The sequence below is a fragment of the Thermobacillus sp. ZCTH02-B1 genome, assembly GCF_002159085.1.
Classification (GTDB): Bacteria; Bacillota; Bacilli; order Paenibacillales; family Paenibacillaceae; genus Thermobacillus.
The window spans coordinates 90,039-103,048 of sequence record NZ_LZRU01000009.1; the positions used below are offsets into that span (position 1 = coordinate 90,039).

Below are 13,010 nucleotides of genomic sequence, written 5' to 3' on the forward strand. Positions count from 1 at the left end.
ATAAGCCCCCGCGACCGGAATGCAAAATTCCGTGCGGAATGTTCAAAAATCCGAGACGCGCTTTCAATGCCGCAGGGGGCGTCAGAGCGAGCGCTTGTATTCGGAGGGCGTGAAGCCGGTGTGCTTCTTGAACACCTGGCTGAAATACTGCGGATTGTCGCCGAAGCCGATTCGGTCCGCGATCTCGTACACCTTCACATCGTCCGCCTCCCGGATCAGCTCGATCGCCTTCTCGATGCGGAGCCGGGTGACGTATTGGGAAAATTTCTCCCCCGTCGCCTGGCGGAACAGCTTGCCGAGATAGTCGGGGTTCATGAACAGCACCTCGCGCGCCGCCCAATGGAGCGACAATTGCGGGTTGGCGAGATGTTCGCGGACGCAGGCCTTCAGCTTCTCCACGATTTCGGAATGGCGGGTCCGGTGGCGCTCGTAGTTCGCCTCGCACACTTCCCGGACCGCCCGGGCGACGAATTCGGTCATGGCCAGCAGCGTGTCGAGCCGGTCGAACGTTTCGATCGCCTTCATGCGGAAATCGAGCAGCGCGGGATCTCCCTGTCGCATGCAGCCGACATACAGCGGGATGAGCACCGATTTCGCCTCGGCCGCGGACGGACGCATCCGCGCGAGCGCTTCAAAGAACGCGTCGAGCATCTGCCGTGCCGGCTCCCAATGGCCGGATTTCACGAGCAGCCAGAGCCGCTCTTCGTCGATCGCCGGGGGCTCGACTTCCGTCCCGGAAGGAACGGCCTCCAGTTCGCGCTTCGTGATCAGGATGCCTTCGCCCAGATAGAAGCGGTACGCGAGGCATCCGAGCGCTTCCCGGTACAGGCGCCGCGCCTCGGCCGCGTCTCCGGGCTCGCTGAGCGCGGCCGTCGCCTCGCGGCGGTAGAAGCGGGCGAACGTCTTGAGCACGGTCTCGACGCCGGCCGCGATGAGATCCGGCTCCGCCTCGCCATCGACGAGCAGGATCACCTGCCGGCCGTCCGCCGTGCCGAGCAGCACCCGGGAGGCCAGCAGCTCTTCCGCCATGTTCTTCAGCGCGAACAACAGCTCGAATTCGGGCTCGCCCTCCGGCTCGAACACGAGCACCCGCACCTTTCCCCCGTCCCCGGGCAATCCCGCCAGCCGGACGATGCGCTCCCAGTCGTTGCGGCCGTACGTCTTGTTCGTCACGAGCTCCTGCAGCATCCGCTCGCGCGCGTGCGGCAGCACCTTCGCAAGCCGCTCCTCCGTCTGGCGGATGAACGCCTCCCGGCTGAGGCGCCGGTCGAGATCGGCGACGGTGGCCTTCAGCGCCTCCTCGATCGCCCGCTCGTTGCACGGCTTCGTCAGGTAATGCTTCACGCCGAAGCGCATCGCGGTGCGCGCGTATTCGAAATCGCCGAATCCGGACAGCATGATGAATTCGGTATCCGGCAGCGTCTCCTTCACGGCTTCGACGAGCTGGAGGCCGTCCATGCCGGGCATCCGGATGTCGGTGATGATGATGTCCGGCTTCTCCCGCTCGGCGAGCTCCTTCGCTTCCAGCCCGTTGCGGGCCGTGCCGACCAGCTTCGTGCCGCACGCCTCCCAGTCCATGATCGCGGAGATGCCCTCCAGAATGATCCGTTCGTCATCGACCAGCAGCACGCTGTACATGGCTTGCTCCTCCCTCCCGCTTCGGCAGCCGCAGTCTGACCCGCGTGCCCTCGCCGCGCCGGCTCTCGATGTCGATGCCGTAGATTTCGCCGAACAGCAGCTTGATCCGCTCGTCGATGTTCCTGAGCCCCACACCCGACCCCTGCGGCTTCACATCGCCCGACTTCAGGCGCGCGAGGTACGACTCGTCCATGCCCGGCCCGTTGTCGCTCACCGTCAATTCGACCAGGCCGTCCTTCTCCTCCGCGGCAATCGCGATGACGCAGGTGTCCGTCATCTTCTCGAGCGCGTAATTGACGGCGTTCTCGACGAGCGGCTGCAGCGACAGCTTCGGGATCAGCGCCGGCATGAGCGCATCCGGCACCCGCATCCGGAAATCGAGCCGCTCCTCGAACCGGATGCGCTGGATGTTGATGTAGTGCGACACGATCTCGAGCTCCTGCGCGAGCGGAATGAGCGGCTCCTTCAGGCTGATCGAGCTGCGCAGCAGGAAGCCGAGCGATTCGACCATGCTCGAGATGTGACGCTGACCGGCCATCTTCGCCGACCAGTTGATCGTCTCCAGCGTGTTGTACAGAAAATGCGGGTTGATCTGCGCCTGCAGCGCCTTGAACTCGGACTCCTTCACGGCCAGCTGCCGCGCGTAGCCTTCGCGCACGAGCTCGTCGATCCGTTGCAGCATGATGCGGAAATTGCGGTGCAGCTGCCCGGTCTCGTCCATCGGCATGTCCCGCCGGTCCTCGTCGTCTTCCCAGGTGAAATTGCCCATCTGCACCCGCTTCATTTTCGCGCTCAATTTCTCGATCGGCCTGGTGATGCCGCGCGCGAAGCGGAACGCGAAGAAGACGGCCAGCATGAACAGGAACAGATACGCAAGCAGCGTGAGATGCTTCACGTCGGCCAGCCGGTGGAAAATGTCGTCGTACGGAATGAGCGTCACGTACGTCCATTCGGTGTAGGCGGAAGGCAGATACGTGAGGAAATAGCGGCTGCCCTCCAGTTCGACGATGCCGTAGCCGCTGTCCGATGCGCCCGCGTATTCCCGGAGCAGCCGTTCATGCTTTCCGAATTCCGCCGGGCCGAAGATCGTCCGCTCCCGGCCGTAGATGATCAGCGACGCCCTGGCCGGCAGCGAGGCGCCCGCCACGTCGGAGGTCAGCCGGCTCATGTCGATCCGGATCGCGAGAATGCCGAGCTTCTCGAGGCTGAGCTGCTCATACGAGCGGATGAGCCGGGCCGCGACGAGCGCGCCGTCCTCCTCGTCCGGCTCGATCCAGGTGTTGGCGCCCTCCGTCAGCGCCGTCTCCCGTTCAAGCAGCCGGATCCGGTTCCCCGAATACGTCACCGGCGCGCGCCCCACGGCGTGCTCCCCGCCGGCCGCATCGATCAGCTGCACCGAGCGGACGTGGTTGTCCAATCCCCCGATCAGCACGAGCCGCTCCCGGATCTGGTACGACGCCATGTAGCGGTCGTATTCGCTGCCGGCTTCCTTGATCTTCCGGAGCTGCTCCTGGATCACCTCGTCGACCGCCATGCGGTACGACTGCTGCTGCACCTTGCGCAGCTCGTTCTCGATCGCCGCCGCCGTCTGGTTCAGGGCGGACGAGGATTGCTCGTAGATCTCGCGGTCGTACACCTCGAACGCGTATTGCTGCACGACGACGATCAGGAGGCCGAACGTCGCGATGACCCCCGTGATGAGCACGAGCAGCTTGTATTTGATGCGCAGGTTGCGATAAAGCGTTTTCAAATTGGGCAATGCGAGCCACCTTCCCGTTTGTCCCGCGCGTATATCGCCATTGTAACAGAAAACGGCGCTTCCGGGATCGGCAAGGTTGCGCTGGACTTACATATTTCCGCCATGGAAAAGCCAACACTATAACGGTCGAAATCTCCGCGACATCCGGACGGGAGGGAACGGCATGACGACGCGGCAGGACGGAAAGACGGAACTCTCTGCCCAACTGGCCGCCAATCTGGAGCGGCTCAAGCGGGATTTCTCCTGGCCGCAGAACCAGTCGCTCGTCATCCGCAACCTGGTCGTCGCTGCGCTGAAACGCGACGCCGCCGTCCTCTATCTGGAAGGCGCGGCGGACATCGAGGAGATCGAGAGGCGGATCATTGAGCCGCTGGTGGCGCGCGGTCCTTCGGAGTTCAAGAACGCCGACCCCCTCGACGTCGTGCGGCTCGAGATTGTGACGCACCGCACCGGCAAGGCTGCGGAAACGTTCGACGAAATTAATGGGGATCTGCTGAACGGCTGGACGGTCTTGCTGATCGAGGGCGCGGACCGTGCGCTGCTCTTCGAGACGCGCGGATTCGAATCGCGCCAGGTGCCGGAGCCCATCGTCGAGCACGTCATCCGCGGCCCGAAGGAAGCCTTTACCGAATCGGCGGCCTTCAACCGTTCGCTGGTCCGCAAATATCTCCGGGACCGCCATCTGGTCGCGGAGACGCTCACCATCGGCGACCGCGCGGCGAGCGAAGTGACGCTCATGTACGTGAAGGATCTGGCGGATCCGAACATCGTGGACGAGGTGAAGCGGCGGATCCGGGAGGTAAGGACGGACGCCGTCACGTCCCTGCCGCTGCTCGAACAATACATCGACGAGAATCCGTACTCGCTGGTACCGAACGCGCTCCACACGGAACGGCCGGACCGGGCGTGCGCCTTTCTGCTCGAAGGCCACGTCATCCTGCTCATGGACAACTCGCCCGCCGCGATGGTCCTGCCGATCACGCTCTGGTCGCTCGTCCATTCGGCGGAGGACCACTACATGCGGTGGGCCTACAGCAACTTCATGCGCATCATCCGGCTGCTGGCCCTGTTCGTCGCCGTCCTGACGCCGTCCGTCTACATCGCGGTCTCGACGTTCCATGAGGAAATGATCCCGAGCGATCTCCTGCTCGCGATCGCGGCCACGCGGGAGAAGGTCCCGTTCCCCGCCCTGCTCGAAGTGCTGCTCATGGAGTTCGCGTTCGAGCTCGTCCGGGAAGCGGCGATCCGCGTGCCGACCGTCATCGGTCCGACGATCGGCATCGTCGGCGCGCTGATCCTCGGCCAGGCGGCCGTCGAGGCGAACATCATCAGCCCGATCCTCGTCGTCATCGTTGCGATCACCGGCATCTCGTCGTTCACGATACCGGAACCCAGCCTGAACGTGACGGTCCGGATCACGCGCTTCATCCTGCTGTTTGCGGGGGCGTTCATGGGCTTCTACGGCATCGCGCTCGCCCTCGCCTGCATTCTCGCCTATCTGACGACATACACGAGCTACGGCGTGCCGTTCCTGTCGCCGCTCACCCCCCATTACCGTTCGTCGGCCGACATGATTCTTCGGCTGCCGGTACACAAGGAGCGGATCCGTCCGCACAACCTGAATCCGCGGGACGCCGTGCGGAGACCGGAGAGGAAATCGAAGCCATGAGCGCCTTGCAGGAAGAGAAAGTCGGCGGCCGCGAGTTCACGTCCATCTTCCTGATCGCGGTCGGGATGAAGCTGTCGGACATCACGACGACGATTCTGTTTGACTCGGGCCAGACCGCGGGTTGGATGATCCCGCTGCTTTCGCTCGGGTTCATGCTGATCGCGTACGTGGTGCTCATGTCCGTTCTGAAACGCCACCCGGGACAGGGACTGCCGGAAATCGTCTTTGCGATCGGCGGCAAATTCGGCGGCGCGCTCATCTGCCTGCTGCTGTTCGCGGCCGCGCTGCTCATGACGTCGGTGACGAGCCGCGGCTATGTCGACATCATCAACGTCATGGTCTATCAGCGGACGCCCCTCTACGCGCTGTATCTCATGCTGCTGGCCGCGGCGCTCTACGTTGCGCATCGAGGCTTTGCGGCCATCGCGCGCATATCCTGGCTGATCATCTTCCCGATCGAAGGTGCAATCGTGCTGCTCGTCTCGATCATGTGGCAGGACATCGACTGGCTGCGCCTGTTCCCGTGGTTGGGGCCGGGTCCGCTGAAAATCGTCGAAACCGGCCTCATGCACAGCGCAATGTTTGGCGAGATCATCCTCGCGACCGCGCTCGTGCCCCGGGTGAGCTCGTTCAAGGCGTTCCGGATCGGATCGGCCCTCGGGTTCGTCATCTCGAGCCTGAAAATTTCATTTCTGATGGCGGTCTATGTCTCCGTGTTCGACTACCCGGAGATCATCCATATCGCCTATCCGTTCCAGCAGCTGACGAAGAACACGTCGTTCGGCCGGGTGTTCACGCACGCGGAATCGTTCTTCATCGCCTTCTGGCTGCTGATCTCCGTCGTCTATTTCGCGTTCTACATCTACCTGCTTGCCTATCTCTTCGGACACGCGGTGCGCGCGAGCGACCACCGGAAGCTGCAGATTCCGATGGCCGGGCTGGTCTTCTTCATCGGGCTCGTCCCCGGCAACACCGAGCAGGTCCGCAGCTACTGGGAGTTGCTCATGAGCTACAGCACCCTGCTCTATGGGGCGCTGCCCTTCATCATCTGGATGCTTGACCGGATCCGGAGGAGTCGCCATGACAGTCCGCAACACCCGCAACCGCAAGCGCAACCGAATCCTCAGGCGAATGCTTGAATGCGCGGCGCTTCTGTCCCTGTGCCTCCTCTCCGGCTGCTGGGACAAGCTCGAGCTCGAGGAGCAGGCGTTCGTCGTCGTCATCGGGCTCGACAAGGGGCCTCGGAACACGGTGGAGGTGACGTTTCAGATCGCGAATCCGCAGATCGGCTCGAGCGACATCGGCACCGCGGAAGGCGAGCCGCCGAGCGATACGATCCGCTTCACCTCCTCCGACATCCTGTCCGCGAAGGAGCTCGCGAACACGGTCATCACGCGGACGATCAACTTCGCCCATCTGAAGACGATGATCGTCAGCGAGGAGCTCGCCCGGGACGAAATTTTCCCCCACATCGCGGGCGCGGCGATCCGCGATCCGGAGCTGCGCCGGGAAGTCGCGATGATCGTCAGCCGGGAGAAGGCGTTCGATTTCATCATGAAGAACCGTCCGAGGCTCGAAACGCGGCCGCACAAATATTACGAGCTCATGCAGCAGCGCTGGATGGAGACGGGTTACGTGCCGTTCTCGACGTTGAACCAGTATCTGCAGCAGCAGGTCACCGACTCGATGTTTCTCGCGATCTATGCGACAGCCCGGCAGCACAACCACCGCGTGTCGCGTCACGAGGACGCCTACCTGGCCGGGCAGGTACCGAAGCGTGCGGGTGACCCGGTGCAGATGATAGGCGCTGCCGTCTTCCACAACGGCCGGATGGTCGGCACGCTGACGGGCGAGCAGATGCGCTGGGTGCAGATGCTGCGCCACAAAGCGAGCGTCGATGCGTTCATCACGTCGTTCTCCGATCCGCTGGAAGAGGATGCGATGGTCACCGTGCGGTTATTCAAGAACGGCAACACGAAGATCAAGTTCGATCTGCGCAAGGAGGTGCCGCGTATCCACGTCACGCTGCCGCTGCGCATCCAGCTTTTGTCCTTCACGAGCCTCGAACCCTACGCGACGGATCCGGAGATGCAGCGGATGCTGATCAAGCATCTGAAGGAGCAGATCGAAAGCGAGCTGCTGGAGGTGATCCGCCTGTCCCAGAAGAAGTTCCCGGGCGACCCGTTCGAGTGGGAGCTGTTCGCGAGGAAGCATTTCATGACGATGCCCGCTTACCAGGCCTACGGATGGTCGAAGCATTTCAAGAAGGCGAAGGTGGATGTGAAGGTGGAACTGAGGCTCGAGAACTTCGGGAAGCAGCGGACGCCTTACATGCAAACGAAGCGAAAGGAAGGGTGATGTTACGGCATGCTGATGATCTTGATCGCGCTCGGGCTGACCGGCTATACGCTCGCGCAGGCCTGGGCCAACTGGCGCGGCGGCGGAGCGGCAGCCGGACTCGCCATCGCCCTCTTGTCCGGCTGCTTCCTGCCGCTCGCGATATTCCTGGCGCTTCGCGACTGAGCCGTTGCCTGCCGGGTTCCTTCAGGCCGTCATCCGCTGCACGATCGCTTCCGTGAGCATCCAGGCGATCGTCGATTCGGCGCCCCGGTTCGGGTTCGGCCCGTCGGGCGTCAGCCCGTCGCAGCAAGAGCCGTCCGCCGGATCGGCGAGCGGCGTTCCGCAGTCGTTGCGGCCGTGGAACCATGCCCGGCACGCAAGCGCGATGTCGCGGTACTCCCGCTCTCCCGTCACCCGGTAGCCGGCATCGGCGGCGAGCGCCAACTTGAGCGCCTCGACCGGCTGCTGATCCCAGCGGGCGGTCCCTTTCCGCGTGCACCATCCGCGATTGCCGATCGGCCGGATCGTGCCGGCGGGAGCGGCCATCCGCTCGGCCAGGAAGCGGAACGTGTCGCGGGCCGTTCGCAGCGTCTCTTCCCCGCCGAACGCGGCGTAGGCTTCGAACAGCGACCAAGGGAGAAGGCCGTTGCTGTAGGTCATGACCGGCTCGAACCAGCGCCAGCCGGGGCCGGATTCGCGGGCGTAGCTGTCGAGCAGCCGCCGGGTCAGCTTTTCGGCGAGATCCCTGATTCGTGCTTTCGACAGCGGCGAAGCCGGATCATCCGGCCGGCCTGCGGGGCTCTCCGCAAGCTCCAGCAGGGCGCAGGCGGCCAGCGTGTAGGCAATGCCGCGGTGAAACGTCATGGATTTCGCGGCGGCCAGCGCGGCGGCCAGCAGCTCCGGCACCGCGGGCGTCAACCGCTTGCCGAACGGCGAGACATAGGTGCGGGCAAGCGCCCAGATCGTCCGTCCGAGACAATCGTCCGACGGTTCCTCCGATTCGGGCTTCCGTTCGTAATCGAAGTTGTTGTGGAAGCTGCCGTCCGGTTTCCGGGCCCAGTACAGAAACCCGACGTAGCGCTCCGCGAGCTCCGGCAGCCGCTCCTCCTCGGCCAGTTCCGGGTTCAAGTCGATCCATTCAACGCAGGCCCACAGGGCGCGCGCGTTGTCATCCGTCGTATAGCCTTCGGCGCGGCGCGGAATTTTGCCGACCGCATGCTCCAGCAGTCCGGTGTCGTCCGTCATCCGTCGCAGGTGACGGAACCGGACTTCCCGCGCCGTTTTGCGTTCCGTTGTCAGGCTCACCGTCATCCTGCATCCCATCCTTCCGCCGTCGCGGCCGTGACGCCCGGATCCCGGGCGACGCGCCGGAACAGTTTCAGGTGTTCGCGGCCGACGGCCGGCCAATGCATCGATGCTCCGATCTTGGCGATCTTCCGCCCGATTCGCGCGAGCGTTTCTTCCGAGCCGAGCAGTTCGGCCAGCGCTTCGGTCCAGGCGCCGGTATCGGCGGGATCAACGAGCAGCTCCGGAATGTCCCCGAGCAGATCCCGCGCGTAGACATACGGCGTGCTGAGCACCGGCCGGCCGAGGCCGACCGCGTAGGCCAGCGTGCCGGACGTGATCTGCTGCATGCCCGGATACGGCGTGACGTAGACGTCGCAGGCGGTCAGCATTTCGGTGATTTCTTTTTCGTCCATGTAGCGGTTGATCATGATCAGGTGTTCGCCGACGCCGAGTTCCTCCGCCAGCGCGCGAAGTTTGTCGCGGTACGACTCTCCTTCGACTTTCAGGATTTCCGGATGCGTCTGTCCGACGATCGCATACAGCGCGTCGGGAACGCGCCGGATGACGCCGGGCAACGCCCGGATGATCGTCTCGAGCCCCTTGCCCCTGCTCAGCAGGCCGAAGCTCATGATGACCTTCCGTCCGCTCCAGCCGAGGCGCCTGCGGAGTTCTTCCCGCCCGTCGCGGGGCGGCTGCGGCGTGCCGTGCGGGATGTACACGATCCGTTCGGCGGGCACGCCAAACGCTTCGGCGACGTAGCGGACGGCCGTTCGGGTCATGACGATGATCCGGTCGCTCAGGTCGGCGACGCGCTGCTGCACGCCGCGATACGGTTCCTCCGGATGTTCGAACACCGTATGGAACGTCGTGACGACCGGGATGCCCATCCGTTGCAGCGATTCCAGCAAGTCGAGCACGTACTCGCCGGCTTCGCCGCCGAAGATGCCGAATTCGTGCTGAAGCGAGACGATGTCGGCTCCGAATGTCCGGATGCGTTCCGCCGCACGGCGGTATTCGGAGCGTACGTCCGCCGCGATCGGAAGGACGCCGCTTCCGTACGTGCGTTCGCCCGGTTGGTTTTCCATCGCGATCACGAGGTCGGCACCCTTCCCGCCGGAGGCCGCGCCGACGGCCTGCCGGAGATGGTGGGTGAACGTCGCGATGCCGCAGCGTCTCGGGACATAGGTGCCGATGTATGCGATCCGCGTCATATCGTCTCGGCCTCCGGAATGACGTTCACGACCGCCTCGTGCAGCAGGTGTCGCGAACCGATTTTGAGGCCGCTGCCGACGATGCACCGGTTGAGCTGCGCCGCTTCGGCCGCCGTGCACCGGTCCCACAGGATCGAATGGGTGATTTTGGCACCCCGCCCGATGACGCAGTCGTCGCCGATGACCGCGTACGGTCCGACGACGGCTCGTTCGCCGATCTTCACGCGGCTTCCGACGAGCACCGGCGGCACGAGCATCGCGCCCTGCGCGATCTCGGTGCCCTCGCCGATCCGGATGCCGCCGCCGCGTTCCTTCTCCCGCAGTTCGAGCTCAAGCTTCCCGTCTAGCAGATCCCAGTGGATGCGACGGTAGCGCTCGCTCGTGCCCATGTCCATCCAGTATCCGCCGATCGGGACGCCCTGTACGCGGCATCCTTCGGCGATGAGCTGCGGGAACGTCTCGCGCTCGATCGATACCTCCCGTCCCGACGGAATCTTCTTCAGGACTTCCGGCTCCATGATGTAGATGCCGGCGTTGATCCGGTTCGAGGGCGCCTCCTCGCGAGGCGGCTTCTCGACGAAGCGGACGATCCGTCCGTCTTCCGTCTGCTCGACGACGCCGAACTGGGACGGATCCGCGACTTCGACGAGCCCGATCGTGACGAGCGCGCCGGTTCGTTCATGCTCCGCCGCGAGCGCGCGGATGTCCGCATGGTGCACGACGTCGGCGTTGATGGCGACGAAGCGCCCGTCGAGCCATTTTTCGGCGTTCTTGATGGCGCCGGCCGTCCCGAGCGGCACCGGCTCCTGCGCGTAGCGGATGCTCACGCCCCATTTCCGGCCGTCGCCGAAATATTCCGTGATCCGCTCCGGATAATGCTTGACCGCGATTACGAATTCCCGTATTCCCTGTTCCTTCAAGCCGGCAATCAGATGTTCGAGCCAGGGCCGATTGCCGACCGGTGCCATCGGTTTCGGAAGCCTCTCGGTCAGCGGTCGCATGCGGGTGCCGAAACCTCCTGCGAGCAGCAAAGCCTTCATGCTTCCAATCCCTCCCGACACACGTGGAATGTTTGGGGAAAAAAGAAGAACGCCCTGATCCAAATGTTTCCTGCTGCGAAGGCCCGCTCCGGCGGGCATCCGGCAAGAAACGGTTCAGATGAGGGAACGTTCATCTTTCCGCGGTGTTAGCACTCGTTAGCATTGTTTGCTAACAACAGAGTAAAACGCTCATTGCAATCCGATCAAGCGGGACAATTGGCTGACATACCGGAAAAACCCTTTTATTGCGCAGGCTATCACCGGATTTCTCCGATTTTCTCAGGATAAAAGGGCGGTTGTCCGGGGGCCGGTGACGGGCCGTCGCGTGCCCGCTTTCTTCTGGCACGGAAGGCACACGGATGGTATAATGGATCGGCTTGATTTTTCGCGCATCCTTTCGAAATTTATCGAAAATTTATCGAAAACCGGAGGAACCATATGCAACCAGTCCTGCAAGTTCACGAGCGGCCCTCCCTCGGGCCCGGCATCCTGCTCAGCCTGCAGCATCTGTTCGCGATGTTCGGCTCCACCGTGCTCGTCCCGGTCATCTTCGGCGTCGATCCCGCGACGGTGCTCCTCATGAACGGGATCGGCACGCTGCTCTACCTGTTCATCTGCAAGGGCCGGATTCCGGCCTATCTCGGCTCCAGCTTCGCGTTCATCTCGCCCGTGACGTTCGTCATGTTCGAGAAGGGCGCCGGCTACGCCGAAGTTCTCGGCGGTTTCGTCGTTGTCGGCCTCCTCTTCATCGCGGTCGCGCTCCTGATCGGCAAGGTCGGCACCCGCTGGCTGGACGTCGTGTTCCCTCCGGCCGCGATGGGCGCGATCGTCGCGGTCATCGGGCTTGAGCTGATTCCGGTCGCGGCGCGCGGAGTGCTTCACACCGCCGTCCGCTTCAGCTTGCGGTGATCGCGCTTCATGATCGATTCGACGAGCGACGCCCATTTCGGATTGGCGGGGCAATATTTCTTCCCCACCTTCTCGATCGTCGTGTAGCCTTTGGCAAGGTAGCGCTTCGCGATGAGCGAACCGAATGTGTAGACGCTGTCGCGCTTCGTTTCGAAGCTGTAGGCCTTGGAATTTTTCCCGCCCGTCGCGTTCAGGCCGAACAGGTTGTTCTTCTCGCGCGCGAGCCTGCTCTTGCCGTTGCCGCTCTCCAGCTTCATGACCGCGATCGTGAACAGGGCGTTGATGCCGTACTCCTCCTCGATGCCGAGGATCGCCTCTTCCAGTCCGTGGCCTTCGAGCGCCGTCCCTTCGAGCAGCTTCGCGATGTCTTGCTCCGTCAGCCCGGACGGGGACTTCACCTTCCGGCTGAGCGGCTCCGGTCCCGGGGTTTCGCCGGGCCGTCCGGGCCCGTGCACGGCCGGTTCGGGAAGCGCGGAAGGCGCCGCCGAAGCCGTCACCACTTCCCGGCCGGTCTTCTTCGCCGTTGTGCGCCCGGGTTCGGCGGGCTCGGCGTACGCGCCGTGGATGTACAGGCCGTTCTCCAGCTTCAGCCATCCGTTCTCCGTCTTGCCGACGACGGACACCTCGTCGCCCATCTCGAGCAGGCCGCGGATCGGCGACGTCTTGTCGGGTTCGGCGCGGACATTCAGATAATAGGCGGTGACGACGTACACGACCGGTTGGTCGGCTTCGGGCTCGGGGATCCGGGGGGTGTCCGGCACCGGCCGCGAATCCCGGGGATCGGAAGACTCCGGGCCCTGACCGGATGCCGGTCGTTGCGGGAACGGCCGGCGCACGGACGGCGCCGGGCCGGACAGAACGTCCTGGCGGAATGCGGATTGCATAGATGGAGGTCTGTTCGCGTGCGGGGGATGTTCCGGTTTGGACAAGCCGGCCGCATGCCCGCGGAACGCGGCGTCCGCGACGGAACGGGCGGCGGCGCGGTTGTTCGCCGGTATGCCGGATGCGTTCGGTTCTTCTCCCGATGCGGCTGCCGCATCGGATTTCATGCCGTAAGCGGCATGGAGGAAGGCCGGTTGGGCGAGTGCCTGAAGGGACGGCAGGTCCCGGAATGCGCGACCGGTCGGCGGCTGAACGCCGCCGGCGCCGCCGTCCGC

General features: G+C 64.1%; 10 protein-coding genes and 1 pseudogene. 5 read left to right on the forward strand and 6 right to left on the reverse strand.

Annotated features, from left to right (window positions below; all coding sequences use genetic code 11):
• Positions 1 to 81: 81 nt before the first annotated feature.
• The gene (locus A9Z00_RS02070) at positions 82 to 1,638 is read right to left on the reverse strand and encodes a response regulator transcription factor (RefSeq protein ID WP_296973818.1); all 1,557 of its coding nucleotides are present in this window, start codon (positions 1,636 to 1,638) and stop codon (positions 82 to 84) included.
• Positions 1,613 to 3,397, reverse strand: coding sequence for a cache domain-containing sensor histidine kinase (locus A9Z00_RS02075; RefSeq protein WP_296973821.1), 1,785 nt, complete (start codon positions 3,395 to 3,397; stop codon positions 1,613 to 1,615). Before A9Z00_RS02075 ends, A9Z00_RS02070 begins: the two co-directional genes overlap by 26 nt.
• A gap of 163 nt (positions 3,398 to 3,560) precedes the next feature.
• Here A9Z00_RS02075 and A9Z00_RS02080 point away from each other — a divergent pair, with 163 nt between their 5' ends.
• Genes A9Z00_RS02080 through A9Z00_RS02095 form a run of 4 tightly spaced genes read left to right on the forward strand, consistent with a single transcriptional unit; the run spans position 3,561 to position 7,589 of the window.
• Complete coding sequence (locus tag A9Z00_RS02080) at positions 3,561 to 5,066, forward strand: spore germination protein (protein ID WP_296973823.1); 1,506 nt, start codon at positions 3,561 to 3,563, stop codon at positions 5,064 to 5,066.
• On the forward strand, positions 5,063 to 6,205 hold the full coding sequence (locus tag A9Z00_RS02085) for a GerAB/ArcD/ProY family transporter (RefSeq protein WP_296973825.1): 1,143 nt from the start codon (positions 5,063 to 5,065) through the stop codon (positions 6,203 to 6,205). Before A9Z00_RS02080 ends, A9Z00_RS02085 begins: the two co-directional genes overlap by 4 nt.
• Positions 6,147 to 7,424, forward strand: a complete 1,278-nt coding sequence (locus A9Z00_RS02090; protein ID WP_296973827.1) for a Ger(x)C family spore germination protein — start codon at positions 6,147 to 6,149, stop codon at positions 7,422 to 7,424. The genes A9Z00_RS02085 and A9Z00_RS02090 overlap by 59 nt, the downstream gene beginning before the upstream one ends.
• A gap of 9 nt (positions 7,425 to 7,433) precedes the next feature.
• Positions 7,434 to 7,589 carry a hypothetical protein gene (locus tag A9Z00_RS02095; RefSeq protein ID WP_296973829.1) on the forward strand — a complete coding sequence of 52 codons (156 nt, stop codon included), beginning with the start codon at positions 7,434 to 7,436 and terminating at the stop codon, positions 7,587 to 7,589.
• Between the two features lie 21 nt (positions 7,590 to 7,610).
• Here the strand turns inward: A9Z00_RS02095 and A9Z00_RS02100 are convergent, their stop codons facing one another.
• The 3 genes from A9Z00_RS02100 to A9Z00_RS02110 are packed head-to-tail and all read right to left on the reverse strand — an operon-like array spanning position 7,611 to position 10,944.
• Positions 7,611 to 8,717 (reverse strand): glycosyl transferase, encoded by a 1,107-nt coding sequence (locus tag A9Z00_RS02100; protein ID WP_296973830.1) that lies wholly within the window; start codon positions 8,715 to 8,717, stop codon positions 7,611 to 7,613.
• Positions 8,714 to 9,904 (reverse strand): glycosyltransferase family 4 protein, encoded by a 1,191-nt coding sequence (locus A9Z00_RS02105; RefSeq protein ID WP_296973833.1) that lies wholly within the window; start codon positions 9,902 to 9,904, stop codon positions 8,714 to 8,716. The genes A9Z00_RS02100 and A9Z00_RS02105 overlap by 4 nt, the downstream gene beginning before the upstream one ends.
• Positions 9,901 to 10,944 (reverse strand): nucleotidyltransferase family protein, encoded by a 1,044-nt coding sequence (locus A9Z00_RS02110; RefSeq protein ID WP_296973836.1) that lies wholly within the window; start codon positions 10,942 to 10,944, stop codon positions 9,901 to 9,903. Before A9Z00_RS02110 ends, A9Z00_RS02105 begins: the two co-directional genes overlap by 4 nt.
• Positions 10,945 to 11,382: 438 nt before the next feature.
• Here A9Z00_RS02110 and A9Z00_RS02115 point away from each other — a divergent pair.
• Positions 11,383 to 11,811 (forward strand): annotated as a pseudogene (locus A9Z00_RS02115) (solute carrier family 23 protein); the annotation flags it as partial.
• A gap of 11 nt (positions 11,812 to 11,822) precedes the next feature.
• Here the strand turns inward: A9Z00_RS02115 and A9Z00_RS02120 are convergent.
• Positions 11,823 to 12,614 (reverse strand): glucosaminidase domain-containing protein, encoded by a 792-nt coding sequence (locus A9Z00_RS02120; protein ID WP_296973838.1) that lies wholly within the window; start codon positions 12,612 to 12,614, stop codon positions 11,823 to 11,825.
• Positions 12,615 to 13,010: the final 396 nt, after the last annotated feature.

Coding starts and splice junctions, on each gene's coding strand:
- A9Z00_RS02070 (WP_296973818.1), bottom strand. CDS start 1,638: ATGTACAGCGTGCTGCTGGTCGATGACGAACGGATCATTCTGGAGGGC.
- A9Z00_RS02080 (WP_296973823.1), top strand. CDS start 3,561: ATGACGACGCGGCAGGACGGAAAGACGGAACTCTCTGCCCAACTGGCC.
- A9Z00_RS02085 (WP_296973825.1), top strand. CDS start 5,063: ATGAGCGCCTTGCAGGAAGAGAAAGTCGGCGGCCGCGAGTTCACGTCC.
- A9Z00_RS02090 (WP_296973827.1), top strand. CDS start 6,147: ATGACAGTCCGCAACACCCGCAACCGCAAGCGCAACCGAATCCTCAGG.
- A9Z00_RS02095 (WP_296973829.1), top strand. CDS start 7,434: ATGCTGATGATCTTGATCGCGCTCGGGCTGACCGGCTATACGCTCGCG.
- A9Z00_RS02100 (WP_296973830.1), bottom strand. CDS start 8,717: ATGACGGTGAGCCTGACAACGGAACGCAAAACGGCGCGGGAAGTCCGG.
- A9Z00_RS02105 (WP_296973833.1), bottom strand. CDS start 9,904: ATGACGCGGATCGCATACATCGGCACCTATGTCCCGAGACGCTGCGGC.
- A9Z00_RS02110 (WP_296973836.1), bottom strand. CDS start 10,944: ATGAAGGCTTTGCTGCTCGCAGGAGGTTTCGGCACCCGCATGCGACCG.